The following is a 24913-nucleotide window of genomic DNA, read 5'->3' as shown; positions in this document are numbered from 1 at the left end:
GTCCGCCACCCTTGCCGCACGAGCCGCACGAGCCGCACGAGCCGCACGAGCCGCCCGTGCCGCCCGTGCCAGCCGTGCCACGCGGGAGGAGCGGCCGCAGCGAGCGCAGCAGGCACAGCAGGCGGCGCCCGGACGCTATATCCAGTCCTCCGGCTCCGGCTCCGGCTCCGCGTCCATCTCGGGCCAGTCGGGGTCCGCCGGTGCCTCCGGCGCCTTGGGTGCCTTGGGTGCCTTGGGTGCCTTGGGTGCCTTGGGTGCCGTCGGTGACTTCGGTGCCTCACCAGCGCCGGAGCCGGCGACTCCGGCGGGCGCACCGCCCTGGGAGGCCAGGACCGCCAGCACTCCCTCGCCGTACGTCACCAGCTTCTTCTCGCCGACTCCGCTGATCACACCCAGCTCGGCCACGGTGGTGGGCGCGACCGTGGCGATCTCCCGGAGCGTGGCGTCGTGGAAGATGACGTACGCCGGGACGCCCTGCTCACGTGCCTGGTCCGCGCGCCAGGAGCGCAGGGCCTCGAAGACGGGGACCAGCTCGGCCGGGAGCTCGGCGACGGCGGCCTTGGCCTTCCGCTCGCCCCTGCCCCCGCCCGAACCCGACCGCGCGGCCGACGGCTTCGGCTGTTCCTTGCGCAGCGGCACCTCGCGCTCGCGCCGCAGCACCGTGCCACTCGCGTCGGTCAGCACCAGCGTGCCGTACTCGCCCTCGACCGCGAGGAGGCCCTGGGCCAGCAACTGCCGTACGACGCCTCGCCACTCGGACTCCGACAGATCCTCGCCGATGCCGAACACGGACAGCTGGTCGTGGTCGAACTGGATCACCTTCGCCGTCCGCCGGCCCAGCAGGATGTCGACGATCTGGACCGCGCCGAACTTCTGCCCCCGCTCGCGCTGCAGCCGGACGATGGTGGAGAGCAGCTTCTGCGCGGCGATCGTGCCGTCCCACGTCTGCGGCGGGACCAGGCAGGTGTCGCAGTTGCCACAGCTGTCGGACTGCGGGTCCTGCCCGAAGTAGGCCAGGAGCTGGGAGCGGCGGCACTGGACCGTCTCGCACAGCGCCAGCATCGAGTCCAGGTGAGCGGCGGCCCGGCGGCGGAACGCCTCGTCGCCCTCGCTGCCCTGGATCAGCTTCCGCTGCTGCACCACGTCCTGCAGCCCGTACGCCATCCAGGCCGTGGACGGCAGTCCGTCACGGCCGGCCCGGCCCGTCTCCTGGTAATACCCCTCGACGGACTTCGGCAGGTCGAGGTGGGCGACGAACCGCACGTCCGGCTTGTCGATGCCCATGCCGAAGGCGATGGTGGCGCAGACGATCAGGCCTTCTTCGCGCAGGAAGCGCGACTGGTGCGCCGCGCGCGTGCCCGCGTCGAGACCCGCGTGGTACGGCACCGCCTCGATGCCGTTGCGGGAGAGGAACTCGGCGGTCTTCTCCACCGAGTTGCGCGAGAGGCAGTAGACGATGCCGGCGTCGCCCGCGTGCTCCTCCTTCAGGAAGGACAGCAGCTGCTTCTTGGGGTCGGCCTTCGGGACGATGCGGTACTGGATATTGGGCCGGTCGAAGCTCGCCACGAAGTGCCGGGCGTCCGGCATGCCCAGCCGCTGGGTGATCTCCTGGTGCGTCGCGTGCGTGGCCGTCGCCGTGAGCGCGATGCGCGGGACGTCGGGCCAGCGCTCGCCCAACAGGGAGAGGGACAGATAGTCGGGGCGGAAGTCATGCCCCCACTGGGACACGCAGTGCGCTTCGTCGATCGCGAAGACGGCGATCTTGCCGCGGGAGAGCAGATCCAGCGTGCCCTCGAGGCGCAGCCGCTCCGGCGCCAGATAGAGCAGGTCCAGCTCGCCGGCCAGGAACTCCGCCTCCACCACGCGCCGCTCGTCGAAGTCCTGCGTGGAGTTCATGAACCCGGCGCGCACGCCGAGTGCCCGCAGCGCGTCCACCTGGTCCTGCATCAGCGCGATGAGGGGCGAGACGACCACACCCGTACCAGGTCTGACCAGGGACGGGATCTGGTAGCAGAGCGACTTTCCGGCGCCGGTCGGCATGAGGACGACGGCGTCACCGCCCGCGACCACATGGTCGATGACGGCTCCCTGCTCACCGCGGAAGGCGTCGTACCCGAAGACCCGGTGGAGGGTGGCCAGCGCCTCGCTCTCCGCCAGTCCTGTCCGCGTGTCCGCTCCGGTCACCACAGCTGTCCCGCCCATCCCGCTCATCGCCCGTCGTCCCCCGTATGTCGTGCTTCGCCCACGACAGCCACCATAGGGCTCCGCGCCGACAGCCTCGGAGTTATCCACAGGCTGCGACTGATCCACTCCGCTGCGCGCTCCGGCAGGGGCGCGTCAAAGCCGTCGACCACCCGCCGGGCCGCCGCACACATAGCGCAGCCGTCGCACCCATACCGCAGCTGTCGCACCCATACCGGAGCCGTCGGACAAGCGCCGCAGCCGTCGCACACGCGCCGGGCCCCGGTCTCCCTCAGGAGGCCGGGGCCCGGCACGGACGTACGACAGCTCAGCGGACGAAGACTCCCGCCTGGCCTGCCAGGTCCAGGAAGTACTGCGGCGCCACGCCCAGCACCAGCGTGACCGCCACACCCACCGCGATCGCCGTCATGGTCAGCGGCGACGGCACGGCGACCGTGGGGCCGTCCGCCCGCGGCTCGCTGAAGAACATGAGCACGATCACGCGGATGTAGAAGAACGCCGCGATCGCCGACGAGATCACACCGACCACGACCAGCGCGCCGGCGCCGCCTTCCGCCGCCGCCTTGAAGACGGCGAACTTACCGGCGAAACCGGAGGTCAGCGGGATGCCCGCGAAGGCCAGCAGGAAGACCGCGAACACCGCGGCCACCAGCGGAGACCTGCGTCCGAGGCCCGCCCACTTGGACAGGTGCGTGGCCTCGCCGCCCGCGTCCCGGACGAGAGTGACGACCGCGAAGGCCCCGATCGTCACAAAGGAGTACGCGCCCAGGTAGAAGAGGACGGACGAGACGCCGTCCGGCGAGGTCGCGATGACACCCGCGAGGATGAACCCCGCGTGCGCGATGGACGAGTACGCCAGGAGCCGTTTGATGTCGGTCTGGGTGATCGCGACGATCGCACCGCCCAGCATGGTGACGATCGCGACGGCCATCATGACCGGCCGCCAGTCCCAGCGCAGGCCGGGCAGGACGACGTACAGCAGGCGCAGCAGGGCGCCGAAGGCCGCGACCTTCGTGGCCGCCGCCATGAAGCCGGTGACCGGTGTCGGTGCGCCCTGGTAGACGTCCGGAGTCCACATATGGAACGGCACCGCGCCGACCTTGAACAGCAGACCCATCACGACCATCGCGACCCCGATGAGGAGCAGCGCGTCGTTGCCCATCGTGTCGGCGAGCGCCGGGTTCACGTTCTGGATGGTGCCGTCGACGACCTGGCTGATCGTCGCGTACGACACCGAGCCCGCGTAGCCGTACAGCAGGGCGATGCCGAAGAGCGTGAACGCCGAGGCGAAGGCGCCGAGCAGGAAGTACTTGACCGCGGCCTCCTGCGACATGAGCCGCTTGCGGCGGGCCACGGCGCACAGCAGGTACAGCGGCAGCGAGAAGACCTCCAGCGCGATGAACAGCGTCAGCAGGTCGTTGGCCGCCGGGAAGACCAGCATGCCGCCGATCGCGAAGAGCAGGAGCGGGAACACCTCGGTGGTGGTGAACCCGGCCTTGACCGCGGCCTTTTCGCTGTCGCTGCCCGGCACGGACGCGGCCTGCGCGGCGAACGAGTCGACGCGGTTGCCGTGCGCCTCCGGGTCGAGCCGCCGCTCGGCGAACGTGAACACGCCGAGCACGCCCGCGAGAAGGATCGTGCCCTGGAGGAACAGCGCGGGTCCGTCGACGGCGACCGCGCCCATGGCCGCGATGTGCGCCTTCGTCGTGCCGTACCCGTTGGCCGCCAGGGCCACGACTGCGGCGAAGGCGGCGGCGAGCGCGACGACGGACACGAACACCTGGGCGTAGTAACGGGACTTGCGCGGGACGAAGGCCTCGATGAGCACCCCGACGATCGCCGCCCCGATGACGATCAAGGTGGGCGACAATTGCGCGTATTCGATCTTCGGCGCGTCGATCTTCGAGATCGGGTCGGCCGCGGTTGTCCACAGGCTGTGGACGGCTACTGCGCTCACTTGGCCGCCTCCACCTCGGGCTTGGGGTCCTTCTTGTGTACGTCTGACATGGTCTGTTGCACCGCCGGGTTGACGATGTCGGTGAGCGGCTTCGGGTAGACGCCCAGGAAGATCAGCAGAGCGATCAGCGGGGCGACCACCAGAAGCTCACGGACCCGCAGGTCCGGCATCTCCGCGACCTCGGCCTTCACCGGGCCCGTCATGGTCCGCTGGTAGAGCACCAGCGTGTAGAGCGCGGCGAGGACGATGCCGAAGGTCGCGATGACGCCGACCGCCGGGTAGCGCGTGAACGTGCCGACCAGGACCAGGAATTCACTCACGAAGGGCGCGAGCCCCGGGAGCGAGAGGGTCGCGAGTCCGCCGATCAGGAAGGTGCCGGCGAGCACCGGCGCGACCTTCTGCACTCCTCCGTAGTCCGCGATCAGACGCGAGCCGCGCCGCGAGATCAGGAAGCCCGCCACCAGCATCAGGGCGGCGGTCGAGATCCCGTGGTTGACCATGTAGAGCGTGGCGCCCGACTGGCCCTGGCTGGTCATCGCGAAGATGCCCAGGATGATGAACCCGAAGTGGGAGATCGACGCGTACGCCACCAGCCGCTTGATGTCCCGCTGGCCGACGGCGAGCAGCGCCCCGTAGATGATGCTGATCAGCGCCAGTACGAGGATGGCCGGCGTCGCCCACTTGCTCGCCTCCGGGAACAACTGGAGGCAGAAGCGGAGCATCGCGAAGGTGCCGACCTTGTCGACCACCGCCGTGATCAGGACGGCGACCGGAGCGGTCGCCTCACCCATGGCGTTCGGCAGCCAGGTGTGCAGCGGCCACAGGGGCGCCTTCACCGCGAACGCGAAGAAGAATCCGAGGAACAGCCAGCGCTCCGTGCTCGTCGCCATGTGCAGCGAGCCGCTGGCCCGGGCCTCGGCGATCTGCTCCAGCGAGAAGTTCCCGGCCACTACGTAGAGACCGATGACGGCGGCCAGCATGATCAGGCCGCCGACCAGGTTGTAGAGGAGGAACTTCACGGCGGCGTACGAGCGTTGCGTCGCCGCAGCCGTGTCGCCGTGCTCGTGCGCCCGGTCCCCGAAGCCGCCGATGAGGAAGTACATCGGGATGAGCATGGCTTCGAAGAAGATGTAGAAGAGGAAGACGTCGGTGGCCTCGAAGGAGATGATCACCATCGCCTCGACGGCCAGGATCAGGGCGAAGAAGCCCTGCGTCGGCCGCCAACGCCCCGCGGCGAAGCTGCCCAGAGCCTCGTCCCCGGTCTCCTGCGGGTCGGCGTCGTGCCAGCCCGCGAGGATGATGAACGGGATCAGCAGGGCGGTCAGCGCGACGAGCGCCACCCCGATGCCGTCCACACCGAGCTCGTAGCGCACCCCGAAGTCCGCGATCCAGGAGTGGGATTCGGTGAGCTGGTAGCGGTCGCCGCCGGGGTCGAAGCGGACCAGCACGACCGCGGCCAGCACCAGCGTGGCGAGCGACACGAACAGCGCCAGCCACTTGGCGGCGACGCGGCGCGCGGCCGGCACGGCGGCCGTGGCGATCGCCCCGAGGGCCGGGAGCGCCGCCGTCGCTGTCAGGAGTGGAAAGACTGTGTTTGATCCAGACATTCGGTATCAGACCGCCCTCATCAGCAGGGTCGCGGCGATGAGAATCGCCGCACCGCCGAACATCGAGACCGCGTACGAACGCGCATAGCCGTTCTGCAGCTTGCGCAGTCGTCCGGAGAGGCCGCCCATCGAAGCCGCCGTGCCGTTGACGACGCCGTCGACCAGGGTGTGGTCGACGTAGACCAGGGAGCGCGTGAGGTGCTCCCCGCCGCGCACCAGCACGACGTGGTTGAAGTCGTCCTGGAGCAGGTCGCGCCGGGCCGCCCGGGTGAGCAGCGAGCCGCGCGGAGCGAGGACCGGCACGGGACGCCGCCCGTACTGGGCGTACGCGATGCCGGCACCGATGACGAGGACGACCATCGTGGACAGGGTGACCGTCAGCGCGCTGACCGGCGAGTTGCCGTGGTCGTGCCCGGTGATCGGCTCCAGCCAGTGCAGGAAGCGGTCGCCGACGCTGAACAGACCACCCGCGAAGACCGATCCGAAGGCCAGCACGATCATGGGGATCGTCATGGACTTGGGCGACTCGTGCGGGTGCGGCTCGGCGTGCTCGCCGTGGTGCTCGGCCGCGGGCTCCACGCTCGGCTCGGCCGGGGACGCGGTCGGCGCGTTGCGCCAGCGCTCCTCGCCGAAGAACGTCATCAGCATCACGCGCGTCATGTAGTACGCGGTGATCGCCGCGCCCAGCAGGGCCGCGCCGCCGAGGATCCAGCCCTCGGCGCCGCCCTTGGCGAAGGCCGCCTCGATGATCTTGTCCTTGGAGAAGAAGCCGGACAGGCCCGGGAAGCCGATGATGGCGAGGTAGCCGAGGCCGAACGTCACGAAGGTGACCGGCATGTACTTGCGCAGTCCGCCGTACTTCCGCATGTCGACCTCGTCGTTCATGCCGTGCATGACCGAGCCGGCGCCGAGGAAGAGTCCGGCCTTGAAGAAGCCGTGCGTCACCAGGTGCATGATCGCGAAGACGTAGCCGATGGGGCCGAGGCCCGCGGCCAGCACCATGTAGCCGATCTGCGACATGGTCGAACCGGCGAGCGCCTTCTTGATGTCGTCCTTCGCGCAACCGACGATCGCACCGAACAGGAGCGTGACCGCGCCCACGACGGTGACGGCCAGTTGCGCGTCCGGCGCGGCGTTGAAGATGGCGCCGGAGCGGACGATCAGATACACACCCGCGGTCACCATGGTGGCGGCGTGGATGAGGGCCGAGACCGGGGTCGGGCCCTCCATCGCGTCCCCGAGCCAGGACTGCAGCGGCACCTGGGCGGACTTGCCGCAGGCGGCGAGCAGCAGCATCAGCGCGACGGCGGTGAGCTTGCCCTCGGTCGCACCGCCGGCGAGCCCCGCTTCCTCGTGCGTGCCGAGCAGCGGACCGAAGGCAAAGGTCCCGAAGGTGGTGAACATCAGCATGATGGCGATGGACAGGCCCACGTCACCGACGCGGTTGACCAGGAAGGCCTTCTTCGCGGCGGTGGCGGCGCTGGGCTTGTGCTGCCAGAAGCCGATCAGGAGGTACGAGGCGAGGCCGACGCCCTCCCAGCCGACGTACAGCAGGAGGTAGTTGTCCGCGAGGACCAGCAGCAGCATCGCCGCGAGGAACAGGTTCAGATAGCCGAAGAAGCGGCGGCGCCGCTCGTCGTGCTCCATGTACCCGATCGAGTACAGGTGGATCAGGGAGCCGACGCCGGTGATCAGCAGGACGAACGTCATCGACAGCTGGTCGAGCTGGAAGCCGACGTCCGCCTGGAAGCCCTCGACGGGCACCCAGCTGAACAGGTGCCGGCCGATGGCCCGGTGCTCGGCGTCCTTGCCCAGCATGTCGGCGAAGAGGACCGCGCCGATCACGAAGGAGGAGGCCGCGAGAGCCGTGCCGATCCAGTGCCCGACGGCGTCCAGCCGCCGGCCGCCGCACAGCAGTACGGCCGCTCCGAGCAGAGGCGCCGCTACCAGCAGCGCGATCAGATTCTCCACGATTCAGCGACCCCTTACAGCTTCATCAGGCTGGCGTCGTCGACCGAGGCCGAGTGGCGGGAACGGAACAGCGACACGATGATCGCGAGCCCGACCACGACCTCCGCGGCGGCGACGACCATCGTGAAGAAGGCGATGATCTGGCCGTCGAGATTGCCGTGCATCCGGGAGAAGACGACGAAGGCGAGGTTGCAGGCGTTGAGCATGAGCTCGACGCACATGAACACCACGATCGCGTTGCGCCTGATCAGTACGCCGGTGGCGCCGATCGTGAACAACAGGGCGGCGAGATAGAGGTAGTTGACCGGGTTCACTTCGATCCCTCCCCTGTCTTCGTGCGCTCCAGGCGCTCCTCGGCGCGCTGTTCCAGGGCCTTCAGGTCGTTCAGCGCCTCGGAGGACACGTCACGGATCTGGCCGCGGTCGCGCAGCGTCTTGTTGACGGTCAGCTCGGACGGGGTGCCGTCGGGGAGCAGACCCGCGATGTCCACCGCGTTGTGCCGGGCGTAGACACCCGGGGCCGGCAGCGGCGGCAGGTGCTTGCCCTCCCGGACCCGCTGCTCGGACATCTCGCGCTGGGTCATGGCCCGCTCGGTGCGCTCGCGGTGGGTGAGCACCATGGCGCCGACGGCGGCCGTGATGAGCAGGGCGCCGGTGATCTCGAAGGCGAACACGTACGTCGTGAAGATGCGGCGGGCCAGGCCCTCCACATTCCCGTTCGCGTTCGCCTGGGTGAGGCCGTCGAACTCCTGGAGGGACGCGTTCCCGATGCCCGCGAAGAGCAGGACACCGAAGCCGAGTCCGCAGACCAGGGCCAGCCAGCGCTGGCCCTTGATGGTCTCCTTCAGGGAGTCCGCGGCCGTGACACCGACGAGCATGACCACGAAGAGGAACAGCATCATGATCGCGCCGGTGTAGACGACGATCTGCACGATGCCCAGGAAGTACGCACCGTTGGCGAGGTAGAACACCGCGAGGATGATCATGGTCCCGGCGAGACAGAGCGCGCTGTGCACGGCCTTCTTCATGAAGACGGTGCACAGGGCGCCGATCACGGCGACGGTGCCGAGGACCCAGAACTGGAAGGCCTCTCCGGTGGAGGTGGAGTAGGCGGCGAGATCCGTCATCGCCCGACCACCTTCCCGGAGGCGGGTTCGTCCTCGCCGAAGGTCGAGTCGGCCTCCTGCGGGACCTCGCCCTTGGAGAGGGCCACTTGGCGCTCCGTACCGGGCGCCGCCTCGGTCACCAGGCCCCGGTAGTAGTCCTGCTCGTCCGTGCCCGGGAAGATCGAGTGCGGGCTGTCGACCATGCCCTCGTCGAGTCCGGCGAGCAGCTGCTCCTTGGTGTAGATCAGGTTGGCGCGGCTGCTGTCGGCGAGCTCGAACTCGTTGGTCATCGTCAGCGCGCGGGTGGGGCACGCCTCGATGCACAGGCCGCACAGGATGCAGCGGGCGTAGTTGATCTGGTAGACGCGGCCGTACCGCTCGCCCGGGGAGTAGCGCTCCTCCTCGGTGTTCTCCGCGCCCTCGACGTAGATCGCGTCGGCCGGGCAGGCCCAGGCGCACAGCTCGCAGCCGATGCACTTCTCCAGGCCGTCCGGGTGCCGGTTGAGCTGGTGCCGGCCGTGGAACCGCGGGGCCGTGGTCTTCTGCTGCTCCGGGTACTGCTCGGTCAGCCGCTTCTTGAACATGGCCTTGAAGGTCACGCCGAAGCCGGCGACGGGGTTCTGGAAGCCGGGCTTGGTCCGCCCGGTCTCCTTCGGCTCCTCAGCCATCGGACCCCTCCTTTCCGTCACGCGATCCGCCAAGTGATCCGTCACTCGCAGTATCGGACCCACCACTGACAATCAACTCCCGCTCGCGGCGCGAGGGGCGCCGTGGCACCGGCGGCAGTTCCTGTCCCGGCAGCGGCGGTACGGGGAACCCGCCCGCCATCGGGTCGAAGGCGACCGGCTCGACGGCCGCCTTCTGCTCCTTGTCGCCCCGGTCGCGGAAGATGTCCACGACGAACGACAGCAACAGCAGGAACAGGACACCGCCACCGACGTACAGGGCGATGTCGGCGAAGTCGTAGTTCTCGTTGCGCAGGGTCCGTACGGTCGCGACGAGCATCAGCCAGACCACGGAGACCGGGATCAGGACCTTCCAGCCGAGCTTCATCAGCTGGTCGTAGCGCACGCGCGGCAGCGTGCCGCGCAGCCAGATGAAGAAGAACAGCAGCAGCTGCACCTTCACCACGAACCACAGCATCGGCCACCAGCCGTGGTTGGCGCCCTCCCAGAAGGTGCTGATGGGCCAGGGGGCCCGCCAGCCGCCGAGGAAGAGCGTCGTGGAGACGGCCGAGACCGTCACCATGTTCACGTACTCGGCGAGCATGAACAGCGCGAACTTGATCGACGAGTACTCGGTGTTGAAGCCGCCGACCAGGTCGCCCTCGGACTCCGGCATGTCGAAGGGGGCGCGGTTCGTCTCGCCGATCATGGTCACGATGTAGATCAGGAACGAGACCGGCAGCAGGAGGATGTACCAGCGGTCGTGCTGCTGTTCCACGATCGTCGAGGTCGACATCGACCCGGAGTAGAGGAACACCGAGGCGAACGCGGCACCCATGGCGATCTCGTACGAGATCATCTGGGCGCAGGACCGCAGACCGCCGAGCAGCGGATAGGTGGAGCCGGAACTCCAGCCCGCGAGCACGATCCCGTAGATGCCCACCGAGGCGACCGCGAGGATGTAGAGCATCGCGATCGGCAGGTCCGTGAGCTGCATCGTGGTGCGCTGGCCGAAGATCGAGACCTCGTTGCCGGCCGGCCCGAAGGGGATCACCGCGATCGCCATGAAGGCGGGGATGGCCGCGATGACCGGCGCGAGGACGTAGACCACCTTGTCCGCGCGCTTGACGATGACGTCTTCCTTGAGCATCAGCTTGATGCCGTCGGCGAGCGACTGGAGCATGCCCCAGGGGCCGTGCCGGTTGGGGCCGATGCGCAGCTGCATCCAGGCGACGACCTTGCGCTCCCACACGATGGAGAAGAGCACGGTCACCATCAGGAAGGCGAAGCAGAAGACCGCCTTGACGACGACCAGCCACCAGGGGTCCTGGCCGAACAGGGAGAGGTCTTCAGCGGCGAGGTACGGAGTCATGCCTCCACCTCCTTGGGGGCCTCGGCGGCGAGGGTCGCCGGGCCGATGCGGACGAGTGCGCCGGGCAGCGCCCCGGTGTCGGAGGCGACGCCCCCTCCGGTGGAGTTCAGCGGGAGCCAGACCACGCGGTCCGGCATCTCGGTGATCTGCAGCGGGAGTTCGACCGTTCCGGAGGGTCCGGTGACCGCGAGGAGGTCGCCCTCCTTGATGCCCGCCTCGGCGGCGGTGGCGGGCGACACACGCGCGCGTGCCGCGTGCCGCGTGCCGGCGAGTGCCTCGTCGCCCTCCTGGAGCCGGCCCCGGTCGAGCAGCAGCCGGTGGCCCGCGAGCACGGCCTCCCCGGCGGCGGGGCGCGGCAGCAGGGCGGCGGTCTCCAGGGGTTCGGTGGCCCGGGACCCGTCCCAGCCGCCGAGCCGGTCCAGCTCGAGGCGCGCGGTGCGCAGATCGGGCAGACCGAGGTGGATGTCCATGGCGTCCGCGAGCATCTGCAGGACACGCGCGTCGGTGGGCGCCAGCCGGCGCGTCATCTGGTCGGGCTTGAGCGCGGCCTCGAAGAGACGTGCCCGGCCCTCCCAGTTGAGGAAGGTGCCGGCCTTCTCGGCGACCGCGGCCACCGGGAGGACGACGTCCGCGTGGTCGGTGATTTCGCTGGGGCGCAGTTCGAGCGAGACCAGGAAGCCGACTTCGGCCAGGGCGGCACGCGCGCGTGCCGGGTTCGGCAGGTCGGCGACCTCGACGCCGGCCACCAGCAGGGCGCCCAGCTCACCGCCGGCGGCGGCCTCGACGATCTGACCGGTGTCGCGGCCGTGGCGGTGCGGGAGTTCGGCCACTCCCCAGGCGGTCGCGACCTCGTCCCGCGCGCGCGGGTCGGTGGCCGGACGTCCGCCGGGCAGCAGCCCGGGCAGCGCGCCCGCCTCGATCGCGCCGCGCTCACCGGCCCGGCGCGGGATCCACACCAGCTGGGCGCCGGTGGCGGACGAGGCCCGTACGGCGGCGGTGAGGCCGCCCTCGACGGCGGCGAGCCGCTCTCCTACGACGATCACCGCGCCCTCGGTGCGCAGGGCTTCGGCGGCCTTGGCGCCGTCGCCCTCCAGACCGACGCCGCTCGCGAGCGCGTCCAGCCACTCGGTCTCGGTGCCGGGCGCGGCCGGCAGCAGCGTGCCGCCCGCCTTCTCCAGGCCCCGCGTCGCGTGCGTGGCGAGCGAGAACGTCCGCTGCCCGTGTCCCCGCGAGGCCTTGCGCAGCCTCAGGAAGACGCCGGGCGCCTCCTCCTCGGACTCGAATCCGGCGAGCAGGACGGCGGGCGCCTTCTCCAGGGAGGTGTACGTGACACCCGTACCGTCGAGGTCGCGACCCCGTCCGGCGACCCGGGCGGCCAGGAAGTCGGCCTCCTCGCCGCTGTGCACGCGCGCGCGGAAGTCGATGTCGTTCGTACCGAGGGCCACGCGCGCGAACTTGCTGTACGCGTAGGCGTCCTCGACGGTGAGCCGGCCACCGGTCAGCACACCGGCCCGGCCCCGCGCGGCCAGCAGCCCCTGGGCCGCGGCCTCCAGGGCCTCCGGCCAGGAAGCGGGCTCCAGTTCACCGGACGCGCCCCGCACCAGCGGGGTGTCGATGCGGTCCCGCTGCTGCGCGTACCGGAAGGCGAACCGGCCCTTGTCGCAGATCCACTCCTCGTTGACCTCGGGCTCGTTGGCCGCGAGGCGCCGCATGACCTTGCCGCGCCGGTGGTCGGTGCGGGTCGCGCAGCCGCCGGAGCAGTGCTCGCACACCGAGGGCGACGAGATGAGGTCGAAGGGGCGCGAACGGAAGCGGTACGCCGCCGAGGTCAGCGCGCCCACCGGGCAGATCTGGATCGTGTTGCCGGAGAAGTACGACTCGAAGGGGTCGCCCTCACCGGTGCCGACCTGCTGGAGCGCGCCCCGCTCGATCAGCTCGATCATCGGGTCGCCCGCGATCTGGTTGGAGAAGCGGGTGCAGCGGGCGCACAGCACGCACCGCTCGCGGTCGAGCAGTACCTGGGTGGAGATCGGGACCGGCTTCTCGTAGGTCCGCTTCTTGCCCTCGAAGCGGGACTCGGCGTTGCCGTGCGACATCGCCTGGTTCTGCAGCGGGCACTCGCCGCCCTTGTCACAGACCGGGCAGTCCAGCGGGTGGTTGATGAGCAGCAGCTCCATCACACCGTGCTGGGCCTTCTCGGCGGCCGGCGAGGTGAGGTGCGTCTTGACGACCATCCCGTCCGTACAGGTGATCGTGCAGGACGCCATGGGCTTGCGCTGGCCCTCGACCTCGACGATGCACTGGCGGCAGGCGCCGGCCGGGTCGAGGAGCGGGTGGTCGCAGAAGCGCGGGATCTCGATGCCGAGCTGCTCGGCGGCGCGGATGACCAGGGTGCCCTTGGGCACGCTGAGCTCGGCGCCGTCGATCGTCAGCGAGACGAGGTCCTCCGGCGGGATCGCCGGCTCCCCGCCTCCGGAGGGACGCGGGCCCGCGGCGGAGCCGCTGTCCGACTGCTGAACCGTCATGCGTTCACCTCCGTGTGCTTGTCCGCCCAGACGGTCGACTTGGCCGGGTCGAAGGGGCAGCCTCGGCCCGTGATGTGCTCCTCGTACTCCTCGCGGAAGTACTTGAGCGAGGAGAAGATCGGCGAGGCGGCGCCGTCGCCGAGGGCGCAGAACGACTTGCCGTTGATGTTGTCGGCGATGTCGTTCAGCTTGTCCAGGTCGGACATGACGCCCTTGCCCGCCTCGATGTCGCGCAGCAACTGCACGAGCCAGTACGTCCCTTCGCGGCATGGTGTGCACTTGCCGCACGACTCATGGGCGTAGAACTCGGTCCAGCGCGTGACCGCCCGCACGACGCAGGTCGTCTCGTCGAAGCACTGGAGTGCCTTGGTGCCCAGCATGGAGCCCGCCGCGCCGACGCCCTCGTAGTCCAGGGGCACGTCGAGGTGCTCGTCGGTGAACATGGGGGTCGAGGAGCCGCCCGGCGTCCAGAACTTCAGCCGGTGGCCGGGCCTGATCCCGCCGCTCATGTCGAGGAGTTGGCGCAGCGTGATGCCGAGCGGTGCCTCGTACTGGCCGGGACTGGCGACATGGCCGCTGAGCGAGTAGAGCGTGAAGCCCGGGGACTTCTCGCTGCCCATCGACCTGAACCATTCCTTGCCTTTGTGGAGAATTGCGGGAACTGACGCGATCGACTCGACGTTATTCACAACAGTCGGGCACGCGTAGAGGCCCGCGACGGCCGGGAAGGGGGGACGAAGCCGCGGCTGGCCACGGCGGCCTTCGAGCGAGTCGAGCAGCGCGGTCTCCTCGCCACAGATGTACGCGCCCGCACCCGCGTGCACGGTGAGTTCGAGATCGAGTCCGCTGCCCAGGATGTTCTCGCCCAGGTAGCCCGCCTCGTAGGCCTCACGGACAGCCTCGTGCAACCGCCGCAGTACGGGGACGACTTCACCGCGCAAATAGATGAAGGCATGCGACGAACGAATCGCATAACAGGCGATGACAATGCCCTCGATGAGGCTGTGCGGGTTCGCGAAGAGGAGCGGGATGTCCTTACAGGTCCCCGGCTCCGATTCGTCGGCGTTGACAACAAGATAGTGAGGCTTGCCGTCACCCTGCGGAATGAACTGCCATTTCATTCCGGTGGGGAATCCCGCGCCGCCGCGGCCGCGCAGCCCGGAGTCCTTGACGTACGCGATGAGGTCGTCCGGCGACATGGCGAGCGCCTTGCGCAGGCCCTCGTATCCGTCGTGCCTTCGGTAGGTGTCCAGCGTCCAGGACTTCTCCTCGTCCCAGAAGGCCGACAGCACCGGTGCGAGCAGCTTCTCGGGGCTGGTCTCTCCGCCGGCCTCCGGCTGGGAGGTGCCCCCATATTCAGTGGACAAGGTCATCACTCCCCCTCCTCGGCTACCGGACCCGCCGGGTGGGACGGGTCGGATGCCGACGTGTCCTGCGGCGCGTCGTGCGAGCTGAGGTGCTCGCTCGGCGACGGCTCGTGTGTCTGCGTGTCCTGTTCGCTGCCGGAGCCGCGCGGGTGGACCACGCGCGCGGCTGAGGTCTCCCCCTTGGACAGCCGGAGGCCGATCAGGGAGGCGGGGCCCGCGCCGCCGCTCGCCTCCACGGCACCGGCGCGCTCGTCCGGGAAGCCGGCCAGGATCCGGGCGGTGTCCTTGAACGTGCACAGGGGGGCGCCGCGGGTGGGATCGACCTGTGCTCCCGCGCGCAGGTCGTCGACGAGGCGCTTCGCGGAGGCCACGGTCTGGTTGTCGAAGAACTCCCAGTTGACCATCACGACCGGCGCGAAGTCGCAGGCCGCGTTGCACTCGATGTGCTCCAGGGTGACCTTGCCGTCACCGGTGGTCTCGCCGTTGCCGACGCCCAGGTGGTCCTGGAGGGCCTCGAAGATCGCGTCGCCGCCCATCACCGCGCACAGCGTGTTGGTGCAGACGCCGACCTGGTAGTCGCCGGACGGCTTGCGGCGGTACATGGAGTAGAAGGTCGCGACGGCGGTGACCTCGGCCGTGGTCAGGCCGAGCATCTCCGCGCAGAACCGCTGCCCCGTGCGCGTGACATGGCCCTCCTCCGACTGCACGAGGTGCAGCAGTGGAAGGAGCGCGGAGCGGGAGTCCGGGTAGCGGGCGATGATCTCGCGCGCGTCGGTCTCCAGCCGGGCTCGGACGTCGTCCGGGTAGTCGGGCGCGGGCAGTTGGGGCATGCCCAGGCTGACACCCTCGGGGGTGGTGGTCACCGGTCGACGCCTCCCATCACGGGGTCGATGGACGCGACGGCGACGATGACGTCGGCCACCTGGCCGCCCTCGCACATCGCCGCCATGGCCTGCAGATTGGTGAAGGACGGGTCGCGGAAATGGACCCGGTAGGGGCGGGTGCCTCCGTCGGAGACGGCGTGCACCCCGAGCTCGCCCTTGGGCGACTCGACTGCGCTGTACGTCTGGCCCGGCGGGACCCGGAAGCCCTCGGTCACCAGCTTGAAGTGGTGGATCAGGGCCTCCATGGAGGTGCCCATGATCTGCTTGATGTGGTCGAGGGAGTTGCCGAGTCCGTCGGGGCCGAGCGCGAGCTGGGCGGGCCAGGCGATCTTCTTGTCGGCGACCATGACCGGTCCCGGCTGCAGCCGGTCCAGGCACTGCTCGACGATCACCAGCGACTGGCGCATCTCCTCCAGCCGGATCAGGAAGCGCCCGTAGGAGTCGCAGGTGTCGGCGGTCGGGATGTCGAAGTCGTACGTCTCGTAGCCGCAGTACGGCTGGGACTTGCGCAGGTCGTGCGGCAGGCCCGCCGAGCGCAGTACCGGGCCGGTGGCGCCGAGGGCCATGCAGCCGGCCAGGTCGAGATAGCCGACGTCCTGCATACGGGCCTTGAAGATGGGGTTCCCGGTGGCGAGCTTGTCGTACTCGGGAAGGTTCTTCTTCATCTTCTTCACGAACTCGCGGATCTGGTCCACCGCGCCGGGCGGCAGGTCCTGGGCGAGTCCGCCGGGCCGGATGTACGCGTGGTTCATCCGCAGGCCGGTGATCAGCTCGTAGATGTCGAGAATGAGTTCACGATCACGGAAGCCGTAGATCATGATCGTGGTGGCGCCGAGTTCCATACCGCCGGTGGCGATGCACACCAGATGCGAGGAGAGCCGGTTCAGCTCCATCAGGAGCACCCGGATGACCGAGGCGCGGTCGGGGATCTGGTCCGTGATGCCGAGGAGCTTCTCGACGGCGAGACAGTAGGCCGTCTCGTTGAAGAACGGCGTCAGGTAGTCCATCCGCGTCACGAACGTGGTGCCCTGCGTCCACGTGCGGTACTCGAGGTTCTTCTCGATGCCGGTGTGCAGATAGCCGATGCCGCAGCGGGCCTCGGTGACGGTCTCGCCGTCGATCTCCAGGATGAGCCGGAGCACACCGTGGGTGGACGGGTGCTGCGGGCCCATGTTGACGATGATGCGCTCGTCGTCGGACTTGGCCGCGGACTGGGCGACCTCGTCCCAGTCGCCGCCGGTGACCGTGTAGACGGTCCCCTCGGTGGTCTCACGGGCCGAGGCGGCGGATGCGCCGGAAGAAGGGGTCTGCGTGCTCACGAGTACGACCTCCGCTGGTCCGGAGCCGGGATCTGGGCGCCCTTGTACTCGACGGGGATGCCGCCGAGGGGGTAGTCCTTGCGCTGCGGGAAGCCCTGCCAGTCGTCCGGCATCATGATCCGCGTCAGCGCCGGGTGACCGTCGAAGATCAGCCCGAAGAAGTCGTACGTCTCGCGCTCGTGCCAGTCGTTCGTCGGATAGACGGAGACCAGGGACGGGACGTGCGGGTCGGCGTCCGGGGCGCTGACCTCCAGGCGGATCAGCCGGTTGTGGGTGATCGAGCGCAGGTGGTAGACGGCGTGCAGCTCGCGGCCCTTGTCGTCCAGGTAGTGCACCCCCGAGACACCGGTGCACAGCTCGAAGCGGAGGGCCGGGTCGTCGCGCAGGGTCTGGGCCACCGCGAGCAGGTACGCGCGTTCGACGTGGAAGGTGATCTCGTCACGGTCGACGATCGTCTTCTCGATGACGTTGTCGGGGACGAGTCCCTGCTCCTCCAGGGCGCCTTCCAGCTCGTCGGCGACCTCGTCGAACCAGCCGCCGTAGGGGCGGGAGGCCGCTCCCGGCAGCCGGATCGAGCGGACCAGACCGCCGTAGCCGGAGGTGTCGCCGCCGTTGTTGGCGCCGAACATGCCGCGCTGGACGCGGATCTCCTCACCCTGGTCGCCGCGCTGCCCGGGCAGGTTGGAGGCCCCGAGGTCCTTCTCGGGGTTGACCCCGTTGCCGTTCGCGTCGCTCACCGCAGCAGGCCCTTCATCTCGATGGTGGGAAGCGCCTTGAGCGCCGCTTCCTCCGCCTCGCGGGCCGCCTCCTCGGCGTTCACGCCGAGCTTGGAGGACTGGATCTTCTGGTGGAGCTTGAGAATCGCGTCCATCAGCATCTCGGGCCGCGGCGGACAGCCGGGCAGATAGATGTCGACCGGGACGATGTGGTCGACGCCCTGGACAATTGCGTAGTTGTTGAACATTCCGCCCGACGACGCACAAACCCCCATGGAGATCACCCACTTGGGGTTGGGCATCTGGTCATAGACCTGCCGCAGCACCGGCGCCATCTTCTGGCTGACCCGGCCGGCCACGATCATCAGGTCCGCCTGGCGGGGTGAGCCGCGGAAGACCTCCATACCGAAGCGCGCCAGGTCGTAGCGGCCCGCGCCGGTCGTCATCATCTCGATGGCGCAGCAGGCGAGCCCGAACGTGGCGGGGAAGACGGATGACTTGCGCACCCATCCCGCGGCCTGCTCGACGGTGGTCAGCAGGAATCCGCTCGGCAGCTTTTCTTCGAGTCCCATGTCCTAAGGCCCCTCAGTCCCATTCCAAGCCGCCGCGCCGCCATACGTACGCGTACGCGACGAAGACGGTGAGCACGAAGAGCAGCATCTCCACGAGCCCGAAAACACCCAGGGCGTCGAAGGTGACGGCCCAGGGGTAGAGGAAGACGATCTCGATGTCGAAGACGATGAAGAGCATCGCCGTCAGGTAGTACTTGATGGGGAATCGCCCGCCGCCGGCCGGCGTGGGGGTCGGCTCGATACCGCACTCATAGGCCTCGAGCTTGGCCCGGTTGTACCGCTTTGGACCGATAAGCGTGGCCATGACCACGGAGAAGATCGCAAAGCCTGCCCCGAGGGCTCCCAGTACGAGGATCGGCGCATACGCGTTCACGCTCCTCGCTCCTCTCAGTCGGCGCTGACTGCTGGCGGTTGCATCAGATGAGCCCACCCGCCCCACACACCCCACGAACCCCGTGCGTCCCCGACGAAGATCGCGCTCATGTGAAGCAGGTCACAAGCCCAACTGCCCCGCATCCTATGCCTGCCGGTCTGTGATCTGCGACACGGGGGTCAGGAACGACTTTGTGATCTCCACCACCAGGCGAACGATCATGAAGTCGGATGAGCGGTGATCTTCATACGCGAAGCAGCCGAGCGATCACCAAGGGGTGACATTTTCCCTCGTCGTCGCTGGTCGGGGCGGTGCCGCATTATCAAGCCGCGCCGATCGCAGGCAAATTGGCGCTGGACCAGAACCCTTGATAGTGGGGCCCGTTCACACGCGAGAGGGAGCGAAGCGGACGGAAGTGGACGCGTGCGCGCGTTCACGAGCGGAAGCGGCCACGGCTTCCGCGCGGGACGCACCCGCCGCGGTGACCGTTCCGTGACCTGTGCCACATCCGCGTGTGCACCGAATCAACCGGGCTTGGCCACCTGGTTCAACCAGTGGTAGGCGCGGGGCAATTCGGGCGTATTACGGAAAGCCCATGATCACAGGCGTGATCGCCGTTGTCCGCAATGCCCGTTACGGCGTCAATAAAGGGCGGCGCGCGAGAGATTCGGCCGCCGATTGAACAACTGTGGCGCACCACACGTTTCTTGAAGGTATGGAGGACCCCCTGGTACCGGTTGTACCCATGTCCCACACCGCTCACATACGCAGCCACCGGAAGCCCCGCCGCAACGCGTCGAGTCTCGCGATGCGCGCCGGAGTTGCCGGTGGCGTTCTCAGCACCCTGGCAGTGGCCGGTGCGTCGGGTTCGGCCTACGCCGCCGACCCCGTGACGCAGACGGTCGAACTGCCCGCGCTGACGGCCGACCTGTCCACGCAGGTCGCGCAGTCGGCGGACGCCACGCAGCAGGCCGCGGCCAACTACGAGCTGCAGGCGGAGCGCGACGCAGCCGCGGCAAAGGCCGCAAAGCAGGCCAAGGCCGACCTGGCCGAGGCCAAGAAGAAGGCGGAGGCCAAGAAGAAGGCCGAGGCCGCCCGCAAGGCCGCCGCCGCCCAGGCCGCCTCGCGGTCGTCCCAGCGCACCACCCTCGCGGCGTCCGCGGACGTCTCCGTGCCGGCCAGCGGCTCTGTCGCGACGGTCATCTCGTTCCTCAAGGCACAGGTCGGCGACGCCTACGTCATGGGCGGCACCGGGCCCAACGCCTGGGACTGCTCCGGGCTCGTGCAGGCCGCGTACAAGCAGGTCGGTGTCGACCTGCCGCGCGTCTCGCAGAGCCAGTCGACGGCCGGTACGCCGGTCTCGCTCTCCAACGTCCAGGTCGGGGACATCCTGTACTGGGGCTCGGCGGGATCCGCGTACCACGTGGGCGTCTACATCGGTAACGGCCAGTACCTGGACGCCGCCAACCCCTCCAAGGGCGTGGTGATTCAGGACCTTTCGGGCTACCCGGCCACCGGCGCGGTGCGGGTGCTCTAGGGGCTGTCCCGGCGCACGACGGTTTCCGTCGAGGGCCGCCTCCCGTCCGGGAGGTGGCCCTCGCGCGCGTCCGGGCCGACCCGGGCCCGTCACCGTCCCGCACCCTCAGAGGTGTCTCAGCGGGCCCACAGAGGCCCCTCAGATCCCTCTCGGAGGCATCGCGGGCCGGGATCCCCGGCGGCCGGCGGCCGGGTTCCGGTTGGATGAACGAGGACCAGATCCTCACACCGACCGAGGAAGTGACCGATATGCCCCGTGTGTTCGTCCAGGGAAAGCCCGTCACGTCGTACCCCGCCCGCGCGCCGGAAGCCGCTCGCGGAAGCGTGCGGCGCATCACCGAAGTCGGCGAGGGGGTGCTGCACCGGCCCTGCCGGGACGTGACCGAGTTCGGGCCCGACCTCGCAGCCCTCATCGACGACATGTTCCTGACGATGTACGTCGCCGAGGGCGCGGGCCTCGCCGCGAACCAGGTCGGCGTCGATCTGCGGCTCTTCGTCTACGACTGCCCCGACGACGACGGTGTCCGGCATGTCGGACACATCATCAATCCCGTGCCGGCGCAACTCGCTCCGGCCGGACGGCGGCTGCTCGACGACGGCGAGGGCTGCCTCTCCGTACCGGGTGCCGTGATGGCCGTGCCTCGCCCCGACCGCGCCGTCGTACACGGCGTCGACCGGGACGGGAACGCCCTCGTCATCGAGGGAACGGGATATTTCGCGCGCTGCCTCGAGCACGAGACCGACCACGTCAACGGCCACGTCTACCTGGACCGGCTCTCCCGGCGGGACCGGCGGGACGCGCTGCGGCAGATGACGGACCGGCGCGAACACGTCTTCGCCCGCCGGGCCGCCAGGGAGGCGGAGCTCAGCAGGTAACGGAACGAGCGGCGGGGCCCGGCCGGCAGGAGGCGGGCCCCGCCGGTCATGCCTTCGGGGCCACCTTGGACCCCCGAGTTAGAGGCATACTCGGGCGATCAAGGGGGTTCATCTTCATGTCCATAGAGACGTTCTCCGGTCCCCGTTCCCTGGCCGGTCTGAGCGGCGGGCCCTACGCGCGCAAGAGTGCTTACAGGGGAAACGACTAGAAACCGCGGCCGGTCCGTCAAAGAGCAGCTCGAAGCCGGGCAGGCCGACGCCGACCGCGACGGCGTCAAGATCGTCGAGACGTTCATCGACGACGACCGCTCGGCGTCACGGCACGCGCTGTCCGCGAGCGCGAAACCTCGAGCGGATGATCGAGTGGATTGAGGGCGGCAAACCCGACCGCGCGCTTCCCTCCGCACGCAGATCGAGCCGACCGAGGCCGCGGTCGTAAATTGCCCAAGTCCGCCGAGCTCGCCCGCGCGGTCGCGCACGACGGCGCTGTACGCCGTGACGCGTCCGCGGACGGCCTCGACGCCGTGCCGATCACCTTCAAGATGGAATGCTCCGTCTGCGAGAAGTCCAGCGCCCCCGGAGAGGGCTCCGGGGCGGGGCAGGACTGGGTTCGAAGAGCACCTGAAGAACGCACCGGAGCATCTCTCCTGCCGCGAACACATGATCCGCCCGTATCGCGCGGTGCCCGGAGAATGGCTATGCCAACGTCGCCGTACCCCTGTCGTGATGCACTTCCCGATCGCCGACTGCGCACGTTGCGTCGAACCTGCCAGCAGGGCGACCAGGCACACCTGCCGACAAGGCGTCGGTCGTCACATGTGGTCTCCTGTTGGTGCTTGCGCAGGAGCACGTTGCAGTCCGTTTCGGTGCTGCCGTCATGCCGAGCGGGTTACTTCGTCGGAATGGGACTCTGCGCGGACCAGAAATCTGACTTGACATTGGGGTCAGGAATTTCTTTCCCCGCATAGTTGGGGCCGACCGTCTCGGTCTTGGGCGGGGAAACCTCGGAAGTGTTCACGCACGGCGTCGCAACCTCAAAAGAGGCTTGCCCGTTGGCGCCGATAAGAACCCGCACATTGAACTCGTCCGGCGTCCTGTAGTACATGCCCGGAGTCTTCGAGTTGTTTACGGCGAGCTGCTTGTATCCTTCGCCCTTCCAGTGCCGCTCGATCGCCCCGAGGAAGCTGCCTCTGCGCTCCTCAGAAATGATCGTCATCACCGTACGGCGACGTTGAACGTCACACTCGCCCTCGGTCGGCTCTCCGTGCGTCCAGTGCACGGGCGGCTTGATGGCCTGAAACGTTCCGTCGAGGATGGCGTCGGCACGGTCTGCCGCTTCTTGCATGTTCATCATCGTCTTCCCCTGCCCTGTGGAGTCGCCCGATGAGCCGCATCCAGCCAGGAGCAGAGCTCCGACCGCAATAACAACGGCTCCTGAAGTCCTCCTCATCGAGGCGTCTCCAAAGTGATCTCGTCGGACCTGCCGACCACGATCTTGGCGATATTGTCGGCCGAAATCTGATCTTTTGCGGGGTTGAAGTAGTTTGAGTGCGCTTGCATCTTTCCGTGATCCTCAAGAATGGTAGGCCCGTCATCGGTCATAAATCGAGTGGCCCCGAAGTGCTTGCTCGCAGGGTCGGTGCCGAACCAGTGCTCGCTCGGGCCACCTTGAGCATCTTGGGCCATATAGCCGCCAATGCCGCCGACGATGGAACCGACGCCGCCGCCGACAAGGGCCCCCGGCGGGCCGCCTATACCAGCTCCGAGAACGAAGCCTGCTGAGCCGCCGCCGACCGCTCCTGTGGTCATACCCGACGCTTCCGCATGACTCGGGAGCTTGGTGACGATGTCGTTGTCAGCCGCACCGACAAATACGTGCCCCTTGCCCACGTTGAGGCCTTGAGCGTTGTCCGCACCCGTGCCGGGACTCCCCACCAGGATGATGTCATCCGCGCCGGGAATGCCGCCCTTCTCCTGGGCCGCGAGGCCGACCGTGAGGGAGCCGTACGAGTGCCCGATGGCAGTAACGTGCGGATCGCCCCCCTCGTGCGTTGCGGAAATACCTGACATGAACTCGTTGTAGGCAGGCGCCCCATTTCGGGCATCGGTAGGGAACATGACGCTCTTGCCGCTCGCCAGATCCTCCGGCGTCATCTGGGGAGCGTCGTAACCGAGCCACACGATCGACGAGGTCGTGCTGGACTTGTCGACGTCACGGGCACCGAGCGCCGTCTGCTGAGCTCGGTTGACCGTACCGTCGGCGAATTCCGCGTCCAACTTTGTGCCGAGTCCCGGGACATACGCTGAAACATTGTCCGCCGCGTCCGGGTTACCGAACGCGATGATCGCGCGACCATTACCCTCGCTGCCGATGCCCAGCAGGTACATCGGCGGGACGCTGCCCTTGTCCAGCCTCTCCTGGATCTTGTTCAGACCACCAAGCATTTCTTGAGAAGCGGAATCGTGCTTCCCTGAGAGGTCCCCGATGAGCATGTGGAGATTCATCCGGTTTGCCTCATCACGTGCCGTCGCCGGGATTCCATCCAGGTTGCCGATCAACTCGGGGAAGGCAGTGACGTATTCCTCTCGCTGCCCCTTGCTCAGGTGGTCCCACCATTCCTTGCGCTCCGCAGGCGTCTTGTCGAGCGGAACCTGCTTCTCCAAATAGTTGTAGGCAGCTTGGTTCACCGCATCGGCGTCCGACGACACGTCGGCCCACGTCTTGCGGTCGACGGCGAGGCCGGGCGCCGCCTTGAGCTTGTGGAGTGCAGTGCTGTACCGCTCGTCAGTCTCCCGTGCTTCACGCAGGGCATGGGCGATACGGTCAGCGACATCTTGGGCTTTGGCGCGGTGTGGGTTGGGGCTCTTCAGAGCGGGAGCGTCCGGGCCGAGGGCAGGGTCGTACTCGCCGTTTCCGTCGCGGTAGAGGCCGGGGTTGCCCGCGCCGATGATGCCGTTGTTGCCCATTACTGAGCCACCCGGGATCGGCTCGCCGGTCATCTCGTTCTTGCCGCCGGCCGGGTAGACGATGCTCCCGTTGTCGTTGACGGTATAGCCGAGGGAGGCAGCGTCGTCGAGGGCATCGTTGAGCTGACGTTGTGGTGCGCTGAGTTCGGTGGCGAGCGCGTCGAGGGTGCCGCGGATGAGCCCTGCCTCGCTGTGGACGTAGGCGTAGTTGTCGCTGAGCCGCTTCAACCGCTTGACGGCTGACCGGGCGGACTCACTGTCCTGGGTCTTGGCGAGCTTCCCGCTCATATCACCATCGACGCGTTCGCGCGCATGGTCAGCGAACTTCGAGGTCGCGCCCCAGCCGTCGGCGGCATCGGTCAGCTTCGACAGTTTGAGGTCGCGAAGCTGCTGCCAGGTCAGTGCGGATGCTGTGGCCATGGTCTACTCGCCCCTCCTCGTCCCCGGTACGGAAACCGCCTTGGCCTTGTTGCCTACCTCGGCGTCCACTTCACCGAGGTCGACAGCCACCTGCCGCAGCTTGGGTTCGAGGTCTCTGCACTCCCCACGCACTCTGCCGAGTCGGTCGATCCACGACTTCTGCACGGTCTTGAGCGCACCGAGGCTGGACAGACCGGCCAGGCCGCCGCCGATGCCTCCATGGGCGCTGCGCAGGTCGCCCCTTGCGGTGATCGTGCTGGTCTGGAGATCATCCGCGGTGCCGGCAGCCTTGGTCCACGGGCCGCCCTTGTGCTTGAGCGTGCCGGTGCCGCCCCCACCGCCGGACGGCTTGGCGTAGCCGCCCTCTCCCTGAAGGCTGTTGAGCTGCATCTGGGTGGTGTGCCGCTCGGCGGCCTGCGCCTTGAGCTGTTCCCACTCTTCCCACGCCATCTGCGTGTCCCTCCCCGTGGCCCCGGGCC

At 68.5% G+C, this 24913-nt stretch carries 21 protein-coding genes; 3 read left to right on the top strand and 18 right to left on the bottom strand.

Going from position 1 to position 24913, the window contains the following annotated elements; translation table 11 throughout:
* Window positions 1–135 precede the first annotated feature (135 nt).
* The 15 genes from recQ to ACFVYF_RS31630 all read right to left on the bottom strand — a co-directional run bounded on the left by recQ (window position 136) and on the right by ACFVYF_RS31630 (window position 18635).
* Complete coding sequence (gene recQ, locus ACFVYF_RS31700; protein ID WP_389460908.1) at window positions 136–2202, bottom strand: DNA helicase RecQ; 2067 nt, start codon at window positions 2200–2202, stop codon at window positions 136–138.
* A gap of 307 nt (window positions 2203–2509) precedes the next feature.
* On the bottom strand, window positions 2510–4159 hold the full coding sequence (gene nuoN / locus ACFVYF_RS31695; RefSeq protein ID WP_389460906.1) for an NADH-quinone oxidoreductase subunit NuoN: 1650 nt from the start codon (window positions 4157–4159) through the stop codon (window positions 2510–2512).
* Window positions 4156–5766 carry an NADH-quinone oxidoreductase subunit M gene (locus tag ACFVYF_RS31690; RefSeq protein ID WP_389460904.1) on the bottom strand — a complete coding sequence of 537 codons (1611 nt, stop codon included), beginning with the start codon at window positions 5764–5766 and terminating at the stop codon, window positions 4156–4158. Before ACFVYF_RS31690 ends, nuoN begins: the two co-directional genes overlap by 4 nt.
* 6 nt (window positions 5767–5772) lie before the next feature.
* Window positions 5773–7737 (bottom strand): NADH-quinone oxidoreductase subunit L, encoded by a 1965-nt coding sequence (nuoL, locus tag ACFVYF_RS31685; protein ID WP_389460903.1) that lies wholly within the window; start codon window positions 7735–7737, stop codon window positions 5773–5775.
* A gap of 14 nt (window positions 7738–7751) precedes the next feature.
* Window positions 7752–8051 (bottom strand): NADH-quinone oxidoreductase subunit NuoK, encoded by a 300-nt coding sequence (gene nuoK, locus ACFVYF_RS31680; RefSeq protein WP_018568277.1) that lies wholly within the window; start codon window positions 8049–8051, stop codon window positions 7752–7754.
* A complete protein-coding gene (locus ACFVYF_RS31675; RefSeq protein ID WP_389460901.1) occupies window positions 8048–8863 on the bottom strand; it encodes an NADH-quinone oxidoreductase subunit J in 816 nt (271 codons plus the stop codon). Before ACFVYF_RS31675 ends, nuoK begins: the two co-directional genes overlap by 4 nt.
* Window positions 8860–9510, bottom strand: coding sequence for an NADH-quinone oxidoreductase subunit NuoI (nuoI, locus tag ACFVYF_RS31670; protein WP_389460899.1), 651 nt, complete (start codon window positions 9508–9510; stop codon window positions 8860–8862). The genes ACFVYF_RS31675 and nuoI overlap by 4 nt, the downstream gene beginning before the upstream one ends.
* A complete protein-coding gene (gene nuoH, locus ACFVYF_RS31665) occupies window positions 9503–10879 on the bottom strand; it encodes an NADH-quinone oxidoreductase subunit NuoH (protein ID WP_389460897.1) in 1377 nt (458 codons plus the stop codon). Before nuoH ends, nuoI begins: the two co-directional genes overlap by 8 nt.
* Window positions 10876–13404, bottom strand: coding sequence for an NADH-quinone oxidoreductase subunit G (locus ACFVYF_RS31660; RefSeq protein ID WP_389460895.1), 2529 nt, complete (start codon window positions 13402–13404; stop codon window positions 10876–10878). The genes nuoH and ACFVYF_RS31660 overlap by 4 nt, the downstream gene beginning before the upstream one ends.
* Entirely contained in the window at window positions 13401–14777 is a 1377-nt protein-coding gene (gene nuoF, locus ACFVYF_RS31655; protein WP_389460893.1) for an NADH-quinone oxidoreductase subunit NuoF, read from the bottom strand. Before nuoF ends, ACFVYF_RS31660 begins: the two co-directional genes overlap by 4 nt.
* Window positions 14777–15601, bottom strand: coding sequence for an NADH-quinone oxidoreductase subunit NuoE (gene nuoE / locus ACFVYF_RS31650; protein WP_389460961.1), 825 nt, complete (start codon window positions 15599–15601; stop codon window positions 14777–14779). Before nuoE ends, nuoF begins: the two co-directional genes overlap by 1 nt.
* A 29-nt stretch (window positions 15602–15630) precedes the next feature.
* A complete protein-coding gene (locus tag ACFVYF_RS31645) occupies window positions 15631–16974 on the bottom strand; it encodes an NADH-quinone oxidoreductase subunit D (RefSeq protein WP_389460891.1) in 1344 nt (447 codons plus the stop codon).
* The gene (locus ACFVYF_RS31640) at window positions 16971–17711 is read right to left on the bottom strand and encodes an NADH-quinone oxidoreductase subunit C (RefSeq protein WP_389460889.1); all 741 of its coding nucleotides are present in this window, start codon (window positions 17709–17711) and stop codon (window positions 16971–16973) included. The genes ACFVYF_RS31645 and ACFVYF_RS31640 overlap by 4 nt, the downstream gene beginning before the upstream one ends.
* On the bottom strand, window positions 17708–18262 hold the full coding sequence (locus tag ACFVYF_RS31635; RefSeq protein ID WP_018528252.1) for an NADH-quinone oxidoreductase subunit B family protein: 555 nt from the start codon (window positions 18260–18262) through the stop codon (window positions 17708–17710). Before ACFVYF_RS31635 ends, ACFVYF_RS31640 begins: the two co-directional genes overlap by 4 nt.
* A 13-nt stretch (window positions 18263–18275) precedes the next feature.
* A complete protein-coding gene (locus tag ACFVYF_RS31630) occupies window positions 18276–18635 on the bottom strand; it encodes an NADH-quinone oxidoreductase subunit A (protein WP_007383963.1) in 360 nt (119 codons plus the stop codon).
* Between the two features lie 715 nt (window positions 18636–19350).
* Between ACFVYF_RS31630 and ACFVYF_RS31625 the strand changes: the two genes are divergently transcribed.
* The 3 genes from ACFVYF_RS31625 (at window position 19351) to ACFVYF_RS31615 (ending at window position 21419) form a co-directional block, all read left to right on the top strand.
* On the top strand, window positions 19351–20172 hold the full coding sequence (locus ACFVYF_RS31625; protein ID WP_389460887.1) for a C40 family peptidase: 822 nt from the start codon (window positions 19351–19353) through the stop codon (window positions 20170–20172).
* Between the two features lie 248 nt (window positions 20173–20420).
* A complete protein-coding gene (gene def, locus ACFVYF_RS31620) occupies window positions 20421–21047 on the top strand; it encodes a peptide deformylase (protein WP_389460959.1) in 627 nt (208 codons plus the stop codon).
* Window positions 21048–21233: 186 nt separating this feature from the next.
* Window positions 21234–21419, top strand: coding sequence for a hypothetical protein (locus ACFVYF_RS31615; RefSeq protein WP_389460885.1), 186 nt, complete (start codon window positions 21234–21236; stop codon window positions 21417–21419).
* A gap of 517 nt (window positions 21420–21936) precedes the next feature.
* Here the strand turns inward: ACFVYF_RS31615 and ACFVYF_RS31610 are convergent.
* The 3 genes from ACFVYF_RS31610 to ACFVYF_RS31600 form a co-directional block, all read right to left on the bottom strand.
* Window positions 21937–22401, bottom strand: coding sequence for a hypothetical protein (locus ACFVYF_RS31610; protein ID WP_389460884.1), 465 nt, complete (start codon window positions 22399–22401; stop codon window positions 21937–21939).
* 92 nt (window positions 22402–22493) lie between these two features.
* Window positions 22494–24434 carry an alpha/beta hydrolase gene (locus tag ACFVYF_RS31605; RefSeq protein ID WP_389460882.1) on the bottom strand — a complete coding sequence of 647 codons (1941 nt, stop codon included), beginning with the start codon at window positions 24432–24434 and terminating at the stop codon, window positions 22494–22496.
* Window positions 24435–24437: 3 nt separating this feature from the next.
* Complete coding sequence (locus ACFVYF_RS31600) at window positions 24438–24884, bottom strand: amino acid ABC transporter permease (protein WP_389460880.1); 447 nt, start codon at window positions 24882–24884, stop codon at window positions 24438–24440.
* Window positions 24885–24913 lie beyond the last annotated feature (29 nt).

The sequence above is a fragment of the Streptomyces sp. NPDC058274 genome (genome assembly GCF_042881375.1).
Taxonomy (GTDB): Bacteria; Actinomycetota; Actinomycetes; order Streptomycetales; family Streptomycetaceae; genus Streptomyces.
Note: the sequence above shows the minus strand (reverse complement) of the source record. Positions and strands in the feature narration are given on the sequence as shown.